The organism is Pseudoalteromonas sp. B160 (assembly GCF_037162485.1).
Classification (GTDB): domain Bacteria; phylum Pseudomonadota; class Gammaproteobacteria; order Enterobacterales; family Alteromonadaceae; genus Pseudoalteromonas; species Pseudoalteromonas rhizosphaerae.
Window position 1 is genome coordinate 145,720 of sequence record NZ_JARLUX010000001.1, and the last position, 25,795, is coordinate 171,514.

Genomic DNA, 25,795 nt, shown 5'->3' on the forward strand with positions numbered 1-25,795 from the left:
TGGACCTGCGGCGCGTAAAACAGATCAGCTAAAGTAATCGACAACTGAGCGTGTTGCGCTAAGTGACTGACTAATTGGCTAGCTAATAATGAATGCCCACCCAATTCAAAAAAGTGCCCTTGCCTACCCACATTTGAAACCTTTAATATCGCCTCAAATGCCGCAGCGATTGCTTGTTCGTCATCCGATCCTGGAGGCTCATCTGCAGTTGCTTTAAGCTGTAATTGATCCAGCGCTAAGAGTGCTTTTTTATCAATTTTACCGTTCACCGTTAATGGCATCTGCAGCACGGCAATAACATTCGTTGGCAGCATAAATTCGGGTAATGTGGTGCGTAAAAACTGTTGTACTTCGCTTGTGAGTGCAGCAAATACGGCATCACTTTTGACGATAACAAATGCTGTGATCCGTGGATTAGTCGGCTGTTGAGTATTCAGTAACACTGTTGCGCTACTCAGCTTAGGGTGGCCACGTAACTGGTTTTCTATTTCACCCAGTTCAATACGGTAACCGCGTACTTTAACTTGGTCGTCAATACGGCCCATATAACTCAATTCGCCAGTTGCTAACTGACGTACTAAATCACCCGTTTTATATAGTTTTTTAGCTGCGTTAGCTGAAGAAAATGTATCTGCCACAAAGCGCTCAACGTTGAGCTCATCACGGCGCCAATACCCCCTGCAAACCCCATCCCCACCTACATATAACTCACCAACTGCGCCAACAGGTAGTAACTGACGAAACTTATCCAAAACGTAGCAACTGGTCGTTGGTATTGGCCGACCAATATTGTTTGCACCAGATACCAGATCTGCGTCATATAAACGCTTGAAAGTCACATGAACCGTTGTTTCAGTAATGCCATACATATTGATCAGTTGGCAGTCGCTAAAGCGTTTTGCCCAAGGGGTCAACTTAACGGGCTGTAATGCTTCGCCACCAAAAATGACGTATCTAATTTTGCTCTGCTGTATACGCTGCGAAGGCTTGGTTAACATTGCTGTTTGTAGCGCATAAAAAGCACTGGGGGTTTGATTTAGCACGCTGACGTGTTGATCTAGTAATAAATTTGCAAATGCATCACTGTCTTTTGCGGTATCTGCATCCACAATAACTAAGCGTCCACCAAAAAGTAACGCGCCGTACATTTCCCACACCGAAAAATCAAAACAAAATGAATGAAACAGAGTCCATACATCATGCTCATTAAAATCAAATAAACTCGGCCGTACACACAATAATCGGATCACTTGGCGGTGTTCAATTTGCACGCCTTTAGGCCGTCCAGTAGTGCCAGAGGTGTAAATCATATACGCTAAGTGGGATAGACAAATAGCTAACTCGAGGTTTTGTGTATCACTAATCTGATTAATAGCTGTGTAGATCGTGCAATCATCAATATTTATGTACGTTAAGTTATGCTGCGAAAACAACCCGAGACTACTGTTATCACACAACACTAAGTTACTCTGGACATCGTCTACAATATAACTGATCCGATCGCGAGGATAATTGGGATCAATAGGCACATAAGCAGCGCCAGCTTTTAGCACCGCTAATAACGTCACCACTAAATTAACATTGCGGGTTACGCTCACTGGCAGCATATCTTGCGCTTCAACACCCTGACTTAATAATACTCTGGCGAGTAGATTTGCCCGTTCATTAAGCTGTTTATAAGTGAGTGCTTCGTGCTCATCGACTAGCGCCAACTGGTCAGCAAACCTGATTGCTTGTTGTTCAAATACACTCACTATACTGGCGCTTTGATCCCAACTTGTACTATCCGCTTGCTGCGATGTGGCAGCGTCAGTTAATGCCTGTAGCTGCTGTTCATCAAGCAATGCCAATTTTGATATTTGGGTATCCGGTGCAGCAACAATGTTTGCTAATAATACGGCAAAACTATCTGCCCAGTGAGTAATTGTCGCAAGCTCATAAAGTGCTTCATCAAACTTCCAAGTAACTGTTAAACCTTGGTTGTCGATAACTGCATTAAGCTCCAAATCACATTTTACTGCGCTGTGGTGCTCTCGCGCTTCACTGCGAGACTCAGCTATTTCAACACCCGGTAACTGAAAGGTTGGTTGCTCATCAACAGTTAAGGTGAAGAAAATTTGTACTAAAGGATGATGACTTAAATCGCGTTGACAATTGAGCCCTTCAACCAGTTTATCAAATGGCATATTGCGATATTCAAACGACTGTAAAATACGTTCTTTTTGTTGCTGCAACCATGCATTAAAAGTTAATTCATCCGGCAATACACCATGCATAACTAAGGTATTAACAAACAAACCGATTAAATCGTTTAGCTGTGGATGCTCACGGCCCTGAGTTGGCGTGCCGATCAGTACCTGTTCCGTTTGTTTAATACGGCCAATAAATAACATAAAACTACTTAACAACCACATAAATGGTGTGACTGATTGACTCGCCGCATGTTGTTGTATTTTTTCAACAAACGAGCGACTTAACCGTTGCCGATAAACTAAACCAGACTGCTTTTGAACGCTCGATCTAACTTTATCCGTTGGTAGTGATTGCAACGGTTCAAGATCGCCAAGTGTTGTACGCCAATAATTAATTGCTGCTGTAAAGTACTCTGCTGTTAAGGTATTTCGTTGCCACGCAGCGTAATCAGCATATTGAATTGGTAACGAGTCTAATTCGACATTACCTTGCAGTAGTTGCGTATAAATGGTTTGTAATTCTTGAGCAAATATTTGCATTGACGCGCCATCACTAACAATATGATGCATATTAAATGCTAAATAATGTTGCTCATTATCGGATACCAATAGCACTCGTATTAATACATCTCGACTCAAATCAAATGGCTGAGCTTGATGTTGTATCAGCGCCGCTTTTATTTGGCTTTGTCGCTGTGTAACTGGGAATGTTGACGCATCCAGCCACTGAAAAGGCGTCACAAAGGTGTCTGTTACTTGCACATACGGTATACCTTGCGGATCAGTTATAAACTGACTGCGTAATATTTCATGGCGACCAACAATGTGTTTGATTGCCGCGCGTAACAACGGCACATCTATATGGCCTTTTAGAGTAAACTCAGCAGGCATATAATATTGTTGGCTGCCTTGTAACTGCTCAATAAACCATAAGCCTTGTTGAGCAAAGCTCAAAGGCAAACATCTATCTCGCTCAGCGATGGCAATTGCGTCCATATTACTTTGCAACGTAACCACTGACTGTTGTTGCTGAAAATAGCGGATAATCGCCGCTTTATGCTCAATGATCCGAGCTTTAAGTTCACTTGGAAAACCGTTACTTTGTTTAAATGCTAAAGCACCTTGTTTTTCATACAAAGTAACACCTGCTCGTAAAGCATCTGCGATTAACTCTTCAATTTCTAGCAGTTGATTTTCCATCACAAAAACATCTCTTCTGAGTTATCATTTTCACTCATGGCGTTATTAGCGGCTTGATGAATGGCGTACCAGCTAGCAATAGCCGCAATTGTCGGCCTTTCAAACAGAACTCTCACTGGAATATCAGCCTGTAACCGCGCCTTGAGCAACGCCATACATTGTGTTGCCAATAATGAATGCCCCCCGAGCGCAAAAAAGTTATCGGTGATGCCAACAGAGTCAACTTGTAACTGCTCTGCAAAGATATCGACCAAGGCTGCCTCAAAGTCATTACGCGGCGGCACATTTTCAGTTGCTACTGCGACTGATTGTCCCCATTGAAGCAGTTGTTTACTGTCAACTTTTGCGTTAGATGTCAGGGGAATAGCACTTATCGCATGCCATTTTGTTGGCATCATATAAGCAGGTAAATAGTTCGTAAGGTAGTTGCTAAACATAGCCTGTTGCTGTGCGCCTAAGAGTGTTATTTGCTGCTCTTGCCCAAACGCTTTAATCAATGAGTTATTTGGCGTAAGCACTAAGTAAGCCTCAAGGTTTTCAGTGTCTTTATTTAATATTACACATGCCTCACTAATCTCTTTATGCTGGACTAACTGTGCTGTAATTTCGCTTGGCTCAATGCGATAACCGCGCAACTTAATTTGTTCATCGACTCGTGCACAAAATAGCAGGTGTTCTGGTTGGCCATGTTTATCAAGCAACCAACGCACTTTATCCCCAGTACGATAAAATCGCTGCACAGTTTGCTGATGCCCAAAAGGTAACCACACAAAACTTTGCGCCGTTAAACTCGCTTGATTTAAATACCCTTGAGCAACATTGTCACCGGCAATATAAAGCTCGCCAATGGCACCCATTGCGGTTAATTGCTGATGTTCATCTAATATCACCAACTGACTATCTGCAATCGCCCGACCAATTGGCACTTGGGCCATTTTACGCCGTTCAAGCTCGCTAATTTGCTTAAGCTCGCAATGATAAACACTGCAACCTACCGTCGCTTCAGTTGGGCCGTACTCATTCACCCACTGGCAATTAGGCAAATACTGAGTTAACGATTTGAGCAACTGAGTGGGTAATGCTTCACCACCAATGACAACCACATGTGCAGTTGCTACTGCAGCAGCTGGAGCAAACGCAAGTAAGCCTTGTAAATGTGCAGGAGTAACTTTAAATAAGCAGGCTTGAGAGCTGAATATCTGCTTTGCAAGCTGCTCAAGCATCTGCTCATCATCAGCAAGTAGTGTAATATTGATACCCATTAGTAATGGTGCCCACAACGAAGTGACCGTAGCATCAAATGCCAATGGCGTACTCACCACACTGGTTGTTAACGCAGCTGATAGATACTCACACTGCGCATGTGCTAAGTAACAAGCTAAATTACCATGGCTGATCATCACCCCTTTTGGGGTGCCTGTGGTTCCTGATGTATAAATAATATATGCAAGATCATCCGCCGAATATGACGCAGGCAGTGCACTTTTCGAACCATTGAGTGAGCCATACTGCCAACTGTTTGGCTCATCAAGCAATACACATAATGGCGCAATAAGACTCCCGAGCTCATCCGTTAGATACTGTTTAGCAAACGCTGACTGTGTGATCAAACACTGTGCTTTACTGTCATCGATAATAAATTGCACTCTGGATACTGGTAATTTTGGATCAATCGGCACATAGGCACTGCCGGTTTTTAAAATCGCTAACATGGCGACCAGCATTTGTGCCGTTGCGCTAACACATAAAGCAACTTTACTTCCGGCGGTTATCCCTTGTTCTTGTAAATAATTGGCTAACAGCTGTGACTGAGTCTGTAATTCAACATAACTCAACACTTCACCATCAGGGCCAACGACCGCATTACGTGTTGGATATTGTTCAGCTTGACGTGCGATTTGCGTGACAAGGTTAAGTGGCTGAGTGTGCCTTGCATAGGGTGGCGAAGATAAGTTAAGCAGCACATTTTCTTTGGTTGCTGACACTACAGGTAATAGCTGCAACTTCATAAGAGGGTCACTTAGTATCGCATCAATCAATACCTCGAATGCTGCTGCATATTCAGTAATACTACTGGCATTAAATAATGTCTCACTAAAATTCCACTGCAGCTCAATGCCATCGCCTTGCTCAATTGCATTGACCTCTAAATCAAATTTCATTTTTGGTGCTGCGTGTGGCTGCATTTCAATATGTAAACCTGGCAGTGAAAAATCACTCGTTTCATTGTTTTGCAGTGCAAATAAAATTTGAAATAAAGGATGATGTGCTAAGTTTCGCTCAGGCTGCAGTACTTCAACTAATTGTTCAAATGGCACTTGTTGATGTTTAAAAGCATCTAAAATCACCTGTTTTTGCTGCATTAATAACTGCGTGAAGTTTTGCTGTCCTTCACTGCGGGTGCGGATCACTAAGGTATTAACAAAAAAACCAATTAGATTAGCTATTTGTGGCTGTTCACGACCAGCAACTGGAGAGCCAACTAAAATATCCGTCGCTTCACTCAATCGCATCATTAACAAGGAAAAGGTTGTGTGTAACCACATATATAAAGTAACACCGTGTGTGGCACATTGTTGGTGGATAGCTTTAGTCGTTGCAGCGGACAAATGCTGGTTAAAACATTGCCCTTGCAACTGCTGTTGGATTGCTCGAGGCTGCTCTATTGGTAATTGATGAACAAAAGGGGCACCTGTTAACTGAGTACGCCAATAAGAAAGTGATTCATGCAAGGCACTTTCACTGCATACTAAACGCTGCCAATAAGCGAAATCGGCATATTGGATAGCTAATGGTTGCTGTAATAATGCAGGTAAAACAAATCGCGGTTCAGCACTTGCAGCTCGGTAAAAAGCAATAAACTCGCGAACTAAAATTGCCATTGACCAGCCATCGCTTGCAATATGATGCATATTAAAATGTACAAAACTTTGCTCATTGCTAATTTTAGCAACCACCACACGCAGTAAAACGTCGCTTGCCAAATCAAACGCTTTACTACTTGCATGTGACGACAGTGATTGCCATTGGTGATCTTGCTGTTCACGATTAAGCATACTTAAATCGTGCAGCTCAAGTGGGATCTCAAATTGTTCATTAATACATTGCTCAGGCGCTGAGCCTTGGTCGCGTGTAATAATAACGGTACGCAGCACTTCATGGCGTTCAATAAGTGCATATAACGCGCCCGACAATGCAGTCAGCTCCAACTTCCCCGTAAACACAAAGCTAGCTGGCATATGATATTGCACACTTTCATTATGTACTTGATCAATAAGCCATAATCGTTGCTGTGCATAGGAAAGAGGTAGCGCTTGCTGGCGAGATATTTTCACAATCTCTTGGTGTGGCTGAATTTTTTCACAGTTTTGTAATGCTTGCGCTAACGTTGCAATCGTTGGAGTTTTAAATAATTGCGGTAATGTTATGTCGAGCTGCTTACCTTCACGAATCTTACCAATCAAGCGGATTGCTAATAACGAGTGCCCCCCTAAATCAAAAAAGTTATCGTCTAAACCAATATGTGTAGTGAGTAAAATCTCACTAAACAGCTGTAACAAATATTGCTGTAATGGTGTTTGCGCGTGCTTGCTGTGTGTTGTGCTAGTTGGCTGTAAACAATTAAGTGCGTCAGCTATCAATGTGGCTTTATCAATCTTGCCGTTTTTCGTCAGTGGCATCACAGTAATAGCATAACAGTGTGCGGGGATCATATACGGCGCTAAGTAATGCGATAAATGCGATTTAATGGTGTTAACGGCTAATGGCTTTTCATGTTGATGGTATACAATATGTGCCGCTAACGTTTGCTGCTTGCTATCAACCGTCACCGCACAATCAGCCACTTCAGGGAGTTCCAGGATCAGCTGCTCAATCGCGGCTAAATCAACTCGAAAGCCGCGCAGCTTGATCTGTTGATCCTTACGTCCACAGTATCTTAAATAACAAGCAGTACCTGTTTCATCAGCTTGCCATAACGCTATGTCGCCTGTTCTATAAAAACGCTTGGTCACTTTTCCACCCTGCTGGCTAGGCAGCTGCAAAGTAATAAAGCTGGTATTATTAAGCTCAGTCTGATTAATGTAACCTGGGCTGACAACAGGTCCTGCAATAAGTAATTCACCACGCATATTCACTGCTGCTGGCTGATCAAATTGGTCAACCACTAACAGCGTTACATTATCGTTAGCTAAACCAATTGGGACATCATTATGACGCAGTAAAACCTCATCACTGGTACTGTGATCAATTACAAAAGTACTTGAACCGACTGTAGTTTCTGTTGGTCCATATTCGTTAATCCAACGACACAGTGGTAACTTTGCACGGATCGCCAACAACAATTCAGTTGTGAGTGCTTCACCACCGATCACCAATGTATGGGTAACATTGCTTACACAATAGTGCTGCGATAATGCCAAAATGGCACGTAAATGAGCTGGCGTGAGCTTAAACAGTTTAGCGTCTGTTGCTGTAAAGAGTAGTTCCGTCAGCTGGGTTAACTGTTCACCCCCTTGCGCAATAATTTCCACCACGCCACCTTGCATCAAGGCTGGATATAACGCAGTGATCGTTGCATCAAACGCCAAAGGCGTACTCAATACGCTGCTACAAAGGGCTGAATTATCGGGCATATAATGCGCAACCGCATGCTGTAAATAAGCCGCTAAATTGGCATGGTTTATCATCACCCCTTTCGGCCGTCCGGTCGAACCAGAAGTATAAATAATGTAACTCAAATCATCATCTTTGACATTGAGGCTGAGTTGTTCATCTGGCTGCTCCAGCGGGTAGCCGTCGAAGTTAGAATCGTCATCAAGAAGATCATCAACGAGCAAAAATCTGCTCCACTGTTGATCAGCGTGTCGGCATTCTCACTCAATGCTAAAATCATCATCAACTCAGCATCTTCAACAATATAACTTAACGTTTTTACTGGTGTATCTTGGTGTATCGGCACGTATACATGACGTGCCTTTAAAATAGCGAGTATCGCCACCACCATAGCGGCACCTGATGGCAGCAAAATGGCAATTCGACTTTGCGCAGCAAAATCCATTTCGAGTAAACAATGCGCAAGCTGATTAGCACGTTGTTCAAGCGCGAGGTAACTATAGGTTTGGCCATTACATCTTACTGCGGGGTGTTGCGGGTGCTGCTTTGCAAAATGCGAAAAACACACATGTAAAGGCGATGGTTGGGTATTTTGTATATCAATTGAGTCACTATGAGATAATGCCGCTGCGTGCTGGCTCGGGCTCCACAGTATTAACTCTGCGAGCTTGACGCTTTGATCAGCCAAGCATTGCTGCAACACATAACTAAATTGAGCAAAGAATGTCTCTATATTCGCTTGATGCCATAGTGCGGTATCGTATAACCACTCAATTTCTAGCACGTCACCGGTATCTATAACTGAGACTTCTAAGTCAAGTTTAGCGCTACGCACCTTGCTCTGTGAGGCTTTAATTGATAGCCCTGCTAGCTGTAAATTTTCATTTATCGTATTGTTTACTCTAAAGATGACTTGTACTAACGGCGGAATTGCTAAACTGCGTTCGGTGGCTAATTCATCCACTAAGAGATCAAATGGGATCTGTTGATGAAGCAGTGCTTCACTCAACGTTGCTTTTACATCAGCTAATGCTTGGTTAAAGCATGTATCCCCTGACACCTTATTACGTAACACCAGCGTGTTAACAAAGTTACCAATAATAGGTTCAAGCTCTGCGGCAACTCGCCCTGCAACTGGCGTACCTAGCACACAATCTGATTGCCCAGAAACTCGACTAAACCACAAAGTAAATACAGTTTGTAAGGTTACAAACAAAGTGTCACCTTGGTTTGCAATAAACAATCTTAATTGTTCAGTTAATGCAGGCGACAACACGGTTTTATATAAACCGCCGCCGCTGAGCACATCGTTACCTCGCTCGTACTGTGTAGGTAACTCATGCACTGTAGGTAATTGCGCTAACTGTTGACGCCAGTAGTCAATACTTATTTGCCACTGAGGATCAGCTTGCATACGATGCTGCCAATGTACAAAATCAATATAATTATGCTCTAGAGTTTGCAAATCAGTGGCGTTTGTCATACCAATATGCTGATTATAATTGCTAGCGAGTTCACGGCATATCAAGCCAATAGACCAGCCATCGGCAACAATATGATGAACAGTAACAAGTAACTGATAATGGTGATCGGCTATTTTAATCAAGCTTGCCCGTAACATCAGCTGTGAGGTTAAATCAAATGACTGATTATAATCTTCCACTATCATCTTCTGTAACAGCTGCTGTTGATCTGCTTGTGTGCAAAGGTCTATCTGTTGCAATGAAAAAGCTAAATGGCCGTTAAAATATTGGCATGGCTGCGCATCAGCTGTACTTTTATAGTTATAACTTAGGATCGTATGGCGCTTAATGATATCTTTAAATGCCTGCTGCAATGCCGCCACATCAACATCACCGCGCAGCGTAAACACGCCCTGTAAATTATATTGACGGCTGTGTCCCTGCAGCTGATCAACAAACCAAATACGCCGCTGAGAAAATGACAACGGGTGTTCCCCAGCTAAATCAATATGTGTTAATTGCACCTTTGAGCTAGCTTGTTCACTACAGGTTAAATACTGGGCTAACTCCTCAACGGTTGCATGATTGAAGATGTCTTTAAGTGACAATGAAACGCCAAACTGCTGACGAATTTGGTTAAGTAATCTAATTGCTAGTAAGGAATGCCCACCGATTGCAAAAAAATCATCTTCTAGACCAACCCTAGCAAAGCCTGTTAACTGTGCAAATAACGCCGCTACTTGCTGCTGCATTAGCGTTTTTGGCGCTACAAAAGTATCGCTGCTGCGTACCATTTGTTGTTGTAAGAATTTACGATCAACTTTGCCATTTTCAAGATAAGGTAATTGCTCTTTCAGTACAAAGAAACTGGGGATCATAGGCTCTGGTAATACACACTTTAAGTCCGTTTTGATCCGTTGTTGTAAGGCCTCAGCAGTTAATTGCTGGCCTTCATTAGATGCCACATAGTACGCAACTAAAGTATCTGCAGAGGCAATTTCGCGACAAATCACAGCACTATTTTTAACCACTGATAAAGCCGTTAACTTTGCCTCGATATCAAGTAAGTCAACTCTAAAGCCTCTGATCTTAGGTTGCTTATCTAAACGCCCTAAATATTCCAGCGCACCGTCTTTGCGCAAACGAACATTATCACCAGAGCAATAATAGCGTTGTTGTCCCTTGGTCGTGTTAATCACAACAAAACTTTTCGCAGTCTGATCCGTTGCACGAATATAGCCTGTTGCTAAACTCTCACCACCAATATAAAGCTGTCCAGGCATGCCCATGGCAACGGGTTCGTGGTGTGCATCTAGTATGGCAAGTTCAACATGCGCAAGCGCGCTACCAATAGGATAACTCATCTGCTCAGCAGTTTGATGATCCTCAATTTCATAGGTAGCCACCCCAATGCAGGTTTCTGTCGGCCCATAATGATTGATTAATTTAGCGCTTGGATAGAGCGCCCGAATTTGCGCTACTAATTGCGCTGTTAATGATTCCCCCCTAACACCCACTGTTGAAGAGGTGCGCGAGGTACTTGACTCGCAGCAATAGTGGCTAATAGTTCAGCAGCAAAGCTGGGAGTGATCTTTAAAAAGTTAATTGCTTGCTCACTGAACGTATCGACAATCGCAACAGGATCACTTTTTACATGTGGTGAAATTAATACCACAGTGCCGCCACTCGCCCATACCGGATATATCCCAGTTAAACAAAGATCGGTCGCAAGCCCTGTAACCACAGCTGACTTGGTATCATTATTCAATTCAAGTCGCTTAGTAATACTTTGAACATAGTGCGCTAATGCAGCATGACTAATTTCAACCCCTTTTGGCGCGCCTGTTGAACCGGAGGTAAATATCACGTACGCGCTGTCATTAAGGTTTAAATTGGGTAAGCCAGTTAAATTAACCGCCGCTTTTGACAGCTGCGCAAAAGGCCATAATGTAATGTGTTGCTCATTTAATACCGTAACTGCTTGCTTTTCGAGCGCTGTATCATCAAATGTTACTAAATATTCACAGCCTGCCTGCTGTAAAATTTCCGCAATACGCGCCACTGGAGTGCCTTGCTCAATCGGTAAGTAAGCACGGCCTGTTTGCAATAGTGCAAACATCGTTAATAAGGCATCGATTGAGCGAGATACCAATAATGCAATGGGTGCTGCAGTTGTTTGTTGATGATGAGTTTGCAAAGCTAAAATATGGCTGGCGAGTGCTGCGCTTTGTTGCACTAATTGTTGATAACTCAAACTTCGTGCGGTTTTTCCATGTTGGTCAGCTTCAATACAAGCTGTTTTTTCAGCACTAAGCTCAGCCTGCTTTATCACCTGTACAGGTAATGCAATCACATCACTGCTGACTTTTTCATGATCTTTTTTACGCCCTAACAACTGGCTGGCATAACACGCAGAGGGTAACTCAACGGTTGCAATAGTTTGTGCTGCGTTATTGCCAAGAGATATAACTAACTCATTAAAATCATTGCTCATTTGCTGAATAACATGGTCATCAAATAGCGCACTGCAATAATCAAAACTAATATCTAAGCCCTGCTCTGATTCACTTACATTCAGGGTTAAATCAAATTTTGCAGTACCGTTATCTAATGGCAATAATTTAGCCGACAATGTTGCGGTTTCCACAGTACCGGTATCTACACCGTTATAATTAAACAGTATTTGAAACAATGCTGAATGTGCTGACGATTTAGCTAAGCCAAGTGTTTCGATAATATCTTCAACTGCCACACTTTGATTTGCTAGCCCTTGCGCCACTAACACTTTAGTTTGCGCTATTAATTGTGCAAAAGAGCTCTGCGGTGACACCATTTTTCGCATAGGTAAGGTATTGATAAAACACCCTATAACATTCTCAAATTCGGGCTGTTCACGATTCAATACAGGCACCGCCACCGTAATATCCTGTTTTTGGCTATAGCGCTGTAATAGTACATAAAACACACTTAACAACCCGACAAACCGAGTAGCACTTAATTGCTGACAGCAACTGTCAAACTCGGTAACCAGCCGTGTATCGATAACACTGTGCTGGCTCTTGCCTTGATAGGTTTTTTGTTTATCACGAGGATAACTCGTTGGCAGCTCAAATAACTCCATCCCTGTTAGCGCTTGTTGCCAATAACTTAGCTGCTGTTGATATATAGGTGATTGTTTAAACTGACCTTGCCAATGTACATAATCTAAATACTGTAAAGGTTTACATGCAGCCGCATTATTAACGGTATTATTATTATTTGTCAGTATCGCCAATAATTCTTGCACCAAAAGCCGTACAGACCAACCATCGGCAATAATATGATGCATCGCAATGTATAACCATTTACCCTCACCTGAGTGGCCAATTAACGTTGCACGTATCAGTAAATCATTTTCCAGATCAAAGCGGTAACTTAATTCATCGTGTAATTTTTCAACTATTTGTGTGGGTGTTTCATGCCGTGCTATCTCAAGTGCATTCAATGCTAAGCGCAACTGGCTATTAACTCGCTGCACAACACCTTGATCAGTGTTAAAAAATTGCGTTGTTAATATTTGATGGCGAGCCAACAATGTGTCAAATGCCCGCTGTAGTTCATTTATTGTCAATGAATCTGACAGCTGCAACAGACCACACATATTGTATGCAGTTGACTGCTGTTCATATTGATCAATAAACCAAATACGTTGTTGCGCACTTGATAAATCCCCTTGTTGCAGATGATGACGTTGCATATAGGCAATCAGCTCATCCTTACATGCTTTGATCTTTGCCAGTTCTGGTGCTGGGACTGTCGTTAACTTACTTCGTAACTTTAACCGCCCATCTTGCAAATAAACGAAGATACCTTGTGCGTCCAATTCGGCCAGTAAAGTTTTAATTGCTACATTATCCATGTTACAAGTCCATTTCAGTCATGCTGCTATCATCAAGGGCTTTACTAATATCACGGCCGCTCACTATATCGCTCACAACAGTAACCTGAGGCTGACTTTGCTCGGTACTTGCTGCTCGCGCTGATAATAAATCGTCAATTCGTAGCGCTAATTGCGCAACGCTAGGGTAGTCAAAAATATCGCCTACCGTCACCCGTACTTTAAATTGCAGATTAATTCGTGACACAAGCTGCATAGCGAGTACAGAGTTACCACCACAATCAAAGAAGCTTTCTTGGGTACCTAACACTGCAACCTTAAGTAATGCTAAATAATGTTGCAGTAAGCTCGTTTCAGTCGCGCAGCTAGGGGCAATACGTACTATTGCCGATTGCATAGCCGCAGTCGGAAGCGGTAATGCTTTCGTGTCTAATTTTCCATTTGGTGTGGTTGGCCACTGCGTTAACCAACAGATTGATTCTGGCACCATATAACTTGGCAATGATTGTGATAGCACACGACGTAATTCACTCACACTCCAAACACTTTCCAAACTGTCGTCCTCAAGGCTATAAGCACATAAACTCGGCTGGTCGTGATTGTTTGGTTTGATAAAAACACGTACATCTTGGTTCGCAAATAACAAGCGCAGGTGGTGTTCAATTTCACTTAATTCAATACGATGCCCGTTTAGTTTAACTTGTTGATCTAACCGCCCTTGTAGTTCAATACGGCCATCGAGTAAACGCCTTGCACGGTCGCCAGTTTTATACAAACGCTGATGCGATTGACCATTAAAAACATGACTAACAAAACGTTCAGCTGTGAGTGCTGGTTGCTGTAAGTAGCCAGTCGCTAATCCTAAACCACCGATCCATAACTCCCCCACACGCCAATAGGTAGAGGTAAACATGGACTTTGTGCATCCTCAGCCATAACATACAAGCTCGTATTAGCAATTGCTGAACCTATCGTAATATCATCACTGTGCTGAATATGGCTAATTGCAGACCAAATGGTGGTTTCGGTTGGACCATACATATTCCATAAATCCCCCTGCTGCGACAGCACCGCCTGAGCAAGTGCTGGATCAAGCGGTTCGCCACCACACAAGACCTTGATACCAGCTAAACAATCAGGTGCTGCATTTATTATTAATCGCCATAACGTCGGAGTCGCTTGCATAATAGACACTGGGAAATGTGCTATTAGATCGGTAATTGCATATGGGTCACTGCATGTTTGCTCACTCGCAAGCAGTACATTAGCCCCAACAATTAAGGGCGAAAACAGCTCTAACATCGCGATATCAAATGCAATAGTGGTAACTGCCAACAAGCAATCGGTTGGCTCTATTCCAGGCTGTACCGTCATAGCGAGCAACAGGTTTTGCAGCCCTTGGTGATTAATTTCCACACCTTTAGGTTGCCCCGTTGAGCCCGATGTATATATAACATAAGCGGTTGATAAAGGAGCAATAACGCGATCTGGATTACTGCTTTGCAAGCCTGTAAGTACCACAGTATCAATATCTAATACGGGCAATTTGTTGCTCGCAATAATTGGGCTACTATCACTAAAACTGTCACACAACAGTAAATCAGCTTGTGCATCAGCCAGAATATATTCAATGCGTGCTTGCGGAAAAGTAATATCGAGTGGCAAAAATGCAGCCCCCGTTTTTAATACCGCTAATAAGCTAATAATCAGCTCCGCACGCCTTGGTAGTGCAATTGCGACTAAGCTGCCGACCCCAATACCTTGCTCAATAAGATAATGAGCAAAGGTATTTACTCGTTGATTTAACTGTGAATAGTTAAGGCTTTGGCCATCACAGGTAATAGCAATATTGTCAGGGTATTGAGTCGCAGCATATTCAAATGAAACGATACAAGAATCGACACAAAGTTGTTTATCAACACGCTCACATTGTTCAGTAACCAGTGTCGCTATTTGTAAATCATCTAACAATGAACAGTTCGCACTGTTTAGTTCGTCTGTCCCAACAGCGTTGCTAAACAACCCTATTAACCCAGATAACCAATGATTTACCTGTTCATATGTAAATTTATCTTGTTGATATTCAAGGGTGAGTGACCAACTGTTAGCAAACTGAGTTAAGTTACAACTTAATTGGAATTGGCTATAACAGGTGTTGCTTGGCATGGTATTTAATTGCAATTCAGTAAATGCCGGTAAGGCAGTAACTTTATCTAAATTAAATAAAGTATTAGGTAAATTAAGCGATTCATTTGCTAACGCTGAATAAGGGAAATGTTGATGTTCAAATGCAGTTAATAATTCAGATTGCACTGTTTTGATTAACTCTCGAACACTGCTGATGTTTGTAACATCAATGCAAATTGGTAAAATATTCGTGCAATACCCGACTAATTCGCTATCGGAAGATTCTGCGCTATCAGCTTGAGGGAGTAATTGTCGATCAGAGCAAGGGATCCCAACGGTGATCATTGACTGCTGGCTAAGCTTACTTAACCACGCTATATATAACCCCAATAAAGTGGCAAATTGACCGCAGCCCTGCTGTTTAGCCAGATCAGCAATATTTCCTTTGGTGTGCTCATTAAGCTCAACAGTCAATACCGATACTGCATAGTTCGTTGTCGTTGCAATCGCAGTGTTTGTTGGTAGTTGCAACGGCATACTTGGCGCTAGTTGTGCCAACCAAAATGCCTTATCTTGCTGGTAATTAGCAGACTCTTTATAGTGGTCAAGTGCTTTAACATATGCACTAAAGTCTACCGGTGCTGCCAACGCCTCTGTTGTGTTTTTATAGTGCTGGGTGTTGTTATAGTGTTGGGCAACTTTACTCAAAATAATCTGCAACGATACGCCATCACAGAGTAAATGATGCGTAACCACACTTAAGTAAGCAGTATTATCATTTTCTCTTAGTAGCGCAAAGCGACATGCAACTTCATTATTAAAATCAAAAGCATGGTAACGTAACTCCTGCAACTGAGTTGCTACAGCGATATTATTATCTGAGTGTTGTAGATTAATAACTAACAATTGAGGACGATGCTCAGCCACTAACCTATGGCAAAGCGTATCGCTATCAATTGCATACTGTAAAATAGTGCACTCGCGTACTGTTTTATCAACTGCGGTAACTAAGCGACTTATATCTAACTGACCTGTTAATTTAAGTACGGCTTGTAAGTGATACGCAAAAGCCCCCTCAGGTGACTTTGACGCTAAGGCAAGTAATTGCTGCTGCGCCTCGGTCAATGGAAATGTCGCCGCTAAGGTGGCCAAGCTCATCTTATCATCACGGTCACTACCAAAATAACCTGCCACCTTTAAACTCAAGGCACTGTCTTTAACTGCGGTAATAATGATCTCTATATCTGCATCTGTATGTGCTGCTGATAAAAAGCAGTTACGTCCTTCCCAAATAAAGATGCCACGATTAAGCATTTCATAAAAAAACATATCTAGATTTTGGCTAAATCTAAAACGAAATAAAGAGCTAAAAGCTTCAATTTGAATTGGGATCATTGCATCAGCAAAAAAGCGATTAAGGGTTGTTTTCAGATAATTGGTTTTATCACTTAGCCTTTGTTGTAACTGTGGTCCTTGGCGTTTAATTTCGCTTAAAACCGCTTTTGCACTGGCCATTGCCATTGGGTGTTTACAAAATGTTCCAGCAAAAAAAGTCGTATCTGCCTGTGGATAAGACTGATCACCATATTGCCATACACCACCATCAATACCGTCTAAGTAATCGGCACTGCCGGCAACAACTCCGATTGGCAACCCTCCACCAACAATTTTGCCATAGGTTGCCATATCAGCTTGGATCCCCACTAATCCCTGTACGCCGCCTGGATGAGCGCGAAACCCGGTGATCATCTCATCAAAAATCAGTGCTATTCCATGCTCTGTGGTTATTGCTCTGAGCTCTTTTAAAAATTCCCACGGTTGTATTTCTGGGTATCTGCTTTGAACCGGTTCAACCAATACCGCAGCAATTGTATGTGCATTTGCACGAATAATTTCCAGCGCCTGCGCGCTACCGTAATCTAATACTAAGTTGTCATTAACTGCGCCTTGGCGAACACCTGCGCACATAGGCTCGATGTCTCCTTGGCCCACAGAGTGCGCCAAAGTACCATCATAATGACCATGGTATGCCCCACTAAACTGCACAATTTTGTCACGTTTTGTATAATTGCGTGCTAAGCGCAGTGCGGTCATGACCGCCTCGGTGCCTGAATTACAAAACGTCACACGCGCCAAACCAGTTAATTCGCTGATCAAAGCAGCCACTTCACACGCTAAAGGACTGGCTAAGCCTAATTGAATACCTTGATCTACTTGTTGCGCTAAAGCATCAGTCACAAATTCGGCTTTATGGCCAAATAAATTAACTCCAAAATCCATTGTAATATCAATGTATTCATTGCCGTCTATATCCCATAATCTGGCTTGCTCGCAGTGGTCTGCATAAATCGGATAAAGCATTTCCTTGCTTGATAACCTAAACCCCGCTGAGGCTCTGCAATCAGCTAAGTTGCCACGATGTTGAGCAACCAGCTTTTTCGATGCGCTGGTTTTTGCGCAATAATCAGCTTTTAGTTGTTCAAAATGCTGCTGCATAGCGGGTGACTGATGCTGCATGTGTAATTGTCTACTTTGCGATGCAGGAAGTTCTGTGGCGCGCTTATTTACGGGCATTGCAACTGTTTTTACTTGCTGCTGAGGCATATTGTCTGGCGTTACACTTGCCGAGGAGGTTATAGCACTGCCCTGTAGAAAACGTAATTGTTGCGCTGTCACCGCGGCAATGCTTTGACGGCCAAAATCATTAGTTACACTCGCGGCAGCTTGCAGCTGCTGCTGGCAAATTGCCATGATAGTCTGTTGATCAAACCCCATATTGGCTGAAGAAGTTGTTGTATCAGAGTACGAAGGGGTATTCTGCTCTACAATTGCAATATCCGAGGTTAACTGGGCATCTTCAGTGTGTGGGTAAAAGTCACTATGTTGCGCAATATAATCCAATAAACTATCCACTGTGCTTAGTTCTTCGTAAAACTGGCGTACGCTAAACTCTAAGCCAAATTCTCTTTCATAGGTGCGTACGGCTTGCATTATCATTAATGAATCAACCCCCATTTCAAGTAAGGGAACATTCGTTTTTATAGCATCAACTGGTAATGATAATAAATTTGCAAGATTAGAGAGTACGATGTCACGAATAAGCTCAGTTCGTGCAACAACTTGGTTTATGTTTGTTACCGATTTATTGGCCTGCATATTTTCCTGCATTGCAGTACTTTTTAGCGCTGGTTGCTTTGCTGTTGGCACTATCCAATGTGCATTTTTTGCAAACGGATAAGCGGGTAATGGCTGTTTTTGAATATTTATTTGTGGATAAATATGCGCCCAATTTAGCTCAATGCCTAGTTCAAAAATACGCCCTAAACTGGTTACTAAACGTGTTTTATCAGCACCTTGACTGTGCAATATAGGTAAATACTCAGCATCTAAATGGGGCAAGTTTTCTTGCAATAACACCATCAAAACAGGTTTTGGTCCAACTTCTACCGCGCACAAATGCTCACGTTTATCTAACTCGCTCACGCATAAATCAATGCGAACAGGTTTAGTGATCTGCTCGATCCAGTATTGAGGTGTTGCTAAGGCGTCAGTTTCTAGCTGGCCAGTCACCGACGACAACAAGGGATAACAAGGTTTTCTATAGTTTACTTGCGCTGCTATAGCAGCAAAATAATCAAGCATCGGATCCATAAGTGGTGAATGAAAAGCACGTGCTGTGTTGAGCTGTTTAATCGTCAGATTTTGTTCTTTTAATAACTCAATGGCAATCTCAAGCGCTGAGTTTTCGCCCGAGAACACCACGCCAGAAGCACCATGATAGGCTGAAATTGCAATTTGAGTCTTGCCATTATCATGGCATTTTGTAATGACTTGCTGGGCAACTTGCTCACTACAACGCACTGCAAACATGCCCCCATTATCAGCAAGTTCATGCATGAGTTGGCCACGCGCAGCTATCAATAAAATAGCATCAGCTAACGAAAACACCTGAGCAATGCATGCGGCTGCATACTCCCCAACACTGTGACCTAATAACAGCTTAGGAGTGGCGCCAAAGTGGATCATTAATTTGGCCGTAGCATACTCAACCGCAAATAAGCCGACTTGAGTCCAGTTAGTTTGTTCTAAAAACTGTTTATGGCTTTGCTGATACAGAACCGTTAGCAATGACTCGCCGAGTCTATCGCCAAGTAAATGATCACATTCATCAATCGCGTTTTTAAATACAATTTGCGTATCATACAATTGTTTTGCCATTGCAGGATATTGCGAGCCCTGACCAGTAAATAGCATTACTAACTCATAATTTGTCGCAGCTTTATCATTTTCAGCCGCACTTAAATGCGAAGTTGTATTTAAGCCACGCATCGCACGTAATAAACCTGCACGATCTTCGCCGCATACGGCACGTTTTGCTTCTTTAAACTTAGTCAGATGTGCTGCTGTGTAGATCAGCGCATCAAATTCATTATCAGATAAACTCTTTAATCTCGTTTCATAACGCGTCAGTAAATTGGCTAACGCATCTGGAGTTTTAGCTGATAACGGTAACAGATAAAATCCCGTTTGCGAGGCTAAATCAATGGTATCGACCGCACGTTGAGGTGCACTCGCACAGATAATATGTGCATTGGTGCCACCAAAACCAAACGAGCTAACACCAGCAATACAACCATTGTCTGAACCAACAGGCCACGGCTGTAAATCACGATTAATTTTTAACGCAATTTTATGCCAAGCAATGTGTTTGTTAAGCTCTTTAGCATGAGCTTGGCCGGGTATTTTTTTATGCTGCATGCATAACATGGTTTTGATCACACCAGCAATGCCTGCACCCGATTCCAAATGGCCAATATTCGCTTTCACAGCGCCCACAGTAAGTGGCTCAGCTAAGCTTGTTTGTGGCCTATATACTTTACTCAGCGCCGATACTTCTATTGGATCACCCAGCTCTGTACCAGTGCCATGGGCTTCAACATATTGCACGTCATCTGCTGCAATTTGTGCATTAGCTAACGCCGACTTAATAACACTTTGCTGTGACAAGCCATTAGGTGCTGTAATGCCATTACTGCGGCCATCTTGATTGACTGCACTGCCTTTTAGTACCCCGTAAATAGGGTCGTTATCCTGTACTGCCTGCGCTAACGACTTTAATAATAAACATCCCACCCCTTCACTTCGTACATAGCCATCTGCAGAGTCTGAAAACGTTTTACAACGGCCATCTTTTGCAAGCATTTGCGCGTTTTCACAGGCGTTCGTTACCTCATCACTGAGGATCAAATTCACCCCACCCACCAGAGCTTGGGCTATTTCACCACTGTGAAGACTTTGCATGGCTAAATGCAATGCAACTAACGAAGATGAGCATGCTGTATCAACTGCAACACTTGGCCCGCTGAAGTTGTAATAATACGATAACCGATTAGCCGCAATACTCAGCGCAGTACCAGTACCTAAATAAGCATTTTGCTTTTCATATTGCTGAGAAAGTAAGAAGTAATCATTTTGCGAGATACCAATATAAACCCCTACTTTTGCACCCGATAATTGCAGCGGCGCATAACCTGCGGCTTCAATGGCATGGTAACTGGTTTCTAGCAACAATCGATGCTGAGGATCTATATGCTTAGCTTCGGTTGGAGAAATACCAAATAAATTTGCATCAAATTGTTCAATGCCACTGATGTAACCACCTAAACGGGTATTATCCAAATGTGGGCATAACATGCCGCGACTTTCGTTTGGCAGTCCAATTGCATCTTGTTGGTTACATAATAGCTGCCAAAACGCCTCTATACTTTCAGCTTCAGGGTAACGACATGCCATCCCTATAATGGCAATGTCTTTGTCCGTGCAGTCCCTTAGAGATTGAGCAGCTTCATTTAGTGTGGGTATAGCCGCGGGCATAGTGACTGTATTTGATGATATAGCAGCGGTTCGGATCGCATCAAATTGCCATAAATAATTAGCAAGCTTTGAAATAGATGGATAGTCATATAAAACTGTCGGCTCTAACTCAATATCATGCAATTCCATTAACTCACCCGAAATACGCACCGCCTTCATTGAATCAACCCCTAAAGATTGAAATGAAGCATCAACAGCAAGTGATTGCGGGTCCACATCAACTTCCTGTGCAACGACGCTTTGCAACAAGCTAAGTAAATTTGCATGTTGTTCATCTTCAAGTGCACAGTGGCTACTGAATATATCTGCTGATTGTGGCTCAAACGTTTCGCTCTCAAAAGAACCACGCAATTGATAAAGTGGCGTTAGCTGCTGCGCTAAGTAATGACGTTTGTTTTCTTGACGTTGAATTTTTCCGCTAGATGTTTTTAATACTCGCCCAGGTTTTATCAGTACAACATCATAGGGCGTAATACCATGCTGCTCTGTAATCGCTTGGATCACATCTTTACATATCGCTTCAGGATCAAGTTTACGAACCGCAGTACGTTTTACTTGTTGCACAATGACAAGTCGCTCTTGCTGTTCGCACATTATTGAAAATGCCGCACCACCGTTATTATCAAGTGCAGCATTTGCGTTACTTACCGTCAATTCAATATCTTGTGGGTAATAATTTTTACCGCGAAAAATTAATACATCTTTAGAGCGCCCAGTGACGAACAACTCATCGCGATATACAAAGCCTAAGTCGCCAGTGCGTAAGTATGGGCCATCATTATCATCAATATAGGCCTGAAATATTTCTTTTGTTAATGCGGCTTTTCCCCAATAACCTTGTGCAACACTTGCACCTTTGATCCAAATTTCGCCGGTTTCGCCATCAGCACAGCGTTTATTAGTGTCAGTATTAACAATGGCCATTGTATGGTTGTGCCACGTAATGCCACACGACACCGCATAATAAGGCGAGTTATCGGATGATGTGTGTAAATCACAAAATGAATCATCATCGCCATGCGTTACGTTTGTTACTTTACCTGTCTGTAATTCTGCAGTGATAAGACGTAACACAGTTGGCGAGTGTGATAATTTACCACCGCTTGCAAATAAAGTTGTTTCCGCCATACCATAGCAAGGAGAAATACTGTCACGGCGAAAACCACACCCTTTAAATTTCTCTACAAAGCGCTCCAACGTCGTCGCTCGAACGGGCTCCGCACCATTTAATGCAGAGCGCCAATGTGATAAATCGAGGTTTTTTAAATCAGTATTTTTAACCGTATCGACACATAAATCATAAGCAAAGTTAGGCGCACTAGAGGTTACAGCTTTAGTATCACTTAACAGTTTGAGCCAGCGATACGGCTTTTGTAAAAAGTAAGTCGGATTCATCAAAGCCGCTGGTGCACCAATATAGATCGGATGCAAAATACCAAAAATAAGACCCATATCATGAAAGTGCGGTAACCAGCTGACAATACCGGTGCTGTGATCATGACCAAAGGCTTGCTTCATCATTTCTTGATTATCGAGAATATTGGCTTGGCTAACCATTACCCCTTTTGGCTCACCCGTTGAGCCAGATGTATATTGTAGAAAGGCTAATTCGTCAGCTGCTACTTCGCAGTGCTGAAAATCTATAGTGTCAATTTGATAAGTGGGTTCAGCGTCAGTGGTAAAAATAGCTAAATCAGCCAATAAAGGTTCAGCTTCAAATAATGGACGTGCTATTTCATTAATTTTTTCTGTGGTCAGTGCACCTTTAGCACCAGCATCAACAACAATAGTTCTTAAACGGTCAATATTTTGATTCTTTTTGGGAGGATAGACAGGAACAGCAACAATGCCAGCGTACAGACACGCAAAAAATGCCTCCACAAATTCAAAACCAGAATTAAATAGCAATAGCGCCCTATCCCCTTGCGAAAAATGCTCCTGCAAGTGCCGAGCAATTTGCTTAGCACGTTCATCTAACTGTGCATAAGTGAGTGTTTTACAAGGTTGCTGATCGTCATAAAAATATTGATATGCAGTATCACTACCACGCGTGTTAGCTAATTTAACTAACCTAGCCGCTAAATTTATATTCATTCCATGACCTATTTTGGTTTGCGGCTCACTGCAACACCAAAGCCAAAATAAAGCTCTGCACTTCTACAGCTTGGTTGCCTCAGTGTATGAACCACTAAAATTGAAATATAATCAATTACATAGATTCATAACATTATTTAACGATTGCACATATTGTAATCCGCACAATATAAATAACGTATTGAAACTTAAAGGTAAACTAACCGCTAAAACCACCAGCTGCGCTAATCAACTGCACCTTAATTTTGCAATAACTTTCATTTAAAATTTGGTATATAAATACCAATAAATAAAGTTACTGTGATAAAAATAATTAATATTGCGACCATGAGATTAGTACAAAAAAACTAGATCAACATTAATAAAGCTAATAATTTACAAGTTAATACCAAAAACCATCCTAAAGGCGTATTTATTAATTAACCTCTATGCTAAGGCTCATGTTACTTGATCAAACCCTATAGAAATATTACAAAACATTACGTTTTGTTAAAAAATAATTAACCAAAAAGCGATGATTGATTTAAGGCAATAATTAGCTTTATTAGTAAATTCACTTTACCTACTTGAGCTATTTTCAGCATTTCCTGTATGAGTCTTATCGGGGTCTTCAAGTTACGTGACTAAATACACAAAAGCTAAATGTGATGCAAAGATGACCGACTTTAGCTAATGACAAACGTTCTACTCATTTAGTGCTAGTATTCCCTTACAAGGCACGCCTGCAATATTACGAACTCAATCGTCAAGTAAGTACACGGTTGATCAACTGCACATCATCTCTATTAAATAAAGTATCTAATAACTTTGATTAATCTGTCCTAAGGTTAGTCAATTAATGCTTGCTGTGGTCAGACTTAATAAGCTAAATTACGCGCTTTTTAAACTATACTTGAGGGACTATTAAGCAGTGAGGAACTTTATGTCGGTATTCAACTGGTACAATGCGTCAATAAAGCAAAAAATTGGTGGATTATTTGTTTTTTTATTAACGTTTTTGTTTTGTGTTATTGTTTTTTCGGCCTATAAAGTAAATCAAATTGAACGTGAAATGCGCGTAGTGGCTTTTCTGGATATTCCGTTAAGTCAGTTAATGCAACAAGTGGAATTCATTGAGCTTGAACAACACCTGCAATTTGAGCAATTTCAACTAAAAAACCAAATTGATGATAGGCCGCTCAACCCACATCAACAATTTGCTTTTGAAAAACAAAAAATAAAACAATTGCTCGATAAAGCGGTAGCAATGATTAATCGCTCATTAGCATTAAAAGAAGTCATATTACAGCCTGAAGCACATCAAAAAGTGGCCACCACAATTGAAAACTATACGCAAAAAAGTGACGAGTTCGAAAACTATTTAGAAAATGTTTACCAACAGAATCAACTTACTGAGCAAGCGCGGTTGCAAGTCGAAACAATGGCAACTGAGCTAGAAAGTGCAGAAAAACAAATAATAGCGCAATTAAATAAATTAACCTCTGATGATGCGTATTACACAGATCAGCACGAAAAAGACTTTCTATTTGTCAGCAGCTTACTCGGTATATGCGCCATCATCCTCGGCTTGCTGTTAACGACCTTTATTATTCAAATTATTTTACGTCGTATTCAACGCATCCAATCTAATATCGAAACGTTAAATTCTTCTGTTGAACACCATGAGTTACCCTTGGAACTTCAAAAAAAGATCAAAACTAAAGATGAGCTTGCAGCATTAGAACACGATATAAAAATTGTTATATCACGTTTGAATCAGGAAATGACTAGCCGTGAGGAAATTGAAAAACAATTAATAATATTAGCAACCCAAGATCGTTTAACCGGTGTATTTAACCGACACAAGTGGGAAGAACAAATAGAAAACCAGATCAATATGGCAGCACGAAGCGAATATCTATTTGCTTTAATAATATTGGATATTGATCACTTTAAACGAGTTAACGACCAATATGGCCATCAAATAGGTGATAAGTTATTAAAACATCTTGCGACACAATTACAGCCACAAATACGCACCATGGATATGCTGTTTCGTATCGGTGGCGAAGAGTTTGCAATTATTTCCCCCACACAAGATAAGCAACAAGCCCATCAACTTGCAGAGCGATTACGAGTGTATATTAGCGAATTAGATGAAGTGAGCTTACCTAAAGTGACCGCAAGCTTTGGGGTAACATGTTATCAGGCAGATGACTCGAGTTCAGTTATTTTTAATCGCGCAGATAAAGCACTCTATGAGGCAAAAGCACAAGGTCGTAATTGTATCGTAGTCGCTTAACTTGTATTGGCTGTATTAGTTCAGAGCAAATTTATATATTTAGGCTGGATTTACACACATGTAAATATCTATG

Annotated in this window: 5 protein-coding genes and 2 pseudogenes; 1 reads left to right on the forward strand and 6 read right to left on the reverse strand. The window is 41.8% G+C overall.

Features of this window, described 5'->3' with window-relative positions:
* Positions 1-2 precede the first annotated feature (2 nt).
* From P4S61_RS00615 to P4S61_RS00640, 6 genes and pseudogenes are all read right to left on the reverse strand, one after another.
* Positions 3-3,392, reverse strand: a pseudogene (locus tag P4S61_RS00615) (amino acid adenylation domain-containing protein); the annotation flags it as partial.
* Positions 3,392-8,230, reverse strand: a complete 4,839-nt coding sequence (locus tag P4S61_RS00620; RefSeq protein WP_337117601.1) for an amino acid adenylation domain-containing protein — start codon at positions 8,228-8,230, stop codon at positions 3,392-3,394. The pseudogene P4S61_RS00615 and the gene P4S61_RS00620, both read right to left, overlap by 1 nt.
* Positions 8,128-9,993, reverse strand: coding sequence for a condensation domain-containing protein (locus P4S61_RS00625; RefSeq protein WP_442961582.1), 1,866 nt, complete (start codon positions 9,991-9,993; stop codon positions 8,128-8,130). Before P4S61_RS00625 ends, P4S61_RS00620 begins: the two co-directional genes overlap by 103 nt.
* A 41-nt stretch (positions 9,994-10,034) precedes the next feature.
* Positions 10,035-13,367, reverse strand: a pseudogene (locus P4S61_RS00630) (AMP-binding protein); the annotation flags it as partial.
* 1 nt (position 13,368) lies between these two features.
* Positions 13,369-14,259 carry a phosphopantetheine-binding protein gene (locus P4S61_RS00635; RefSeq protein WP_337117604.1) on the reverse strand — a complete coding sequence of 297 codons (891 nt, stop codon included), beginning with the start codon at positions 14,257-14,259 and terminating at the stop codon, positions 13,369-13,371.
* Positions 14,208-23,441 (reverse strand): aminotransferase class III-fold pyridoxal phosphate-dependent enzyme, encoded by a 9,234-nt coding sequence (locus tag P4S61_RS00640; RefSeq protein ID WP_337117605.1) that lies wholly within the window; start codon positions 23,439-23,441, stop codon positions 14,208-14,210. The genes P4S61_RS00635 and P4S61_RS00640 overlap by 52 nt, the downstream gene beginning before the upstream one ends.
* Before the next feature lie 922 nt (positions 23,442-24,363).
* Here P4S61_RS00640 and P4S61_RS00645 point away from each other — a divergent pair.
* Positions 24,364-25,722 (forward strand): GGDEF domain-containing protein, encoded by a 1,359-nt coding sequence (locus P4S61_RS00645; protein ID WP_337117606.1) that lies wholly within the window; start codon positions 24,364-24,366, stop codon positions 25,720-25,722.
* Positions 25,723-25,795 lie beyond the last annotated feature (73 nt).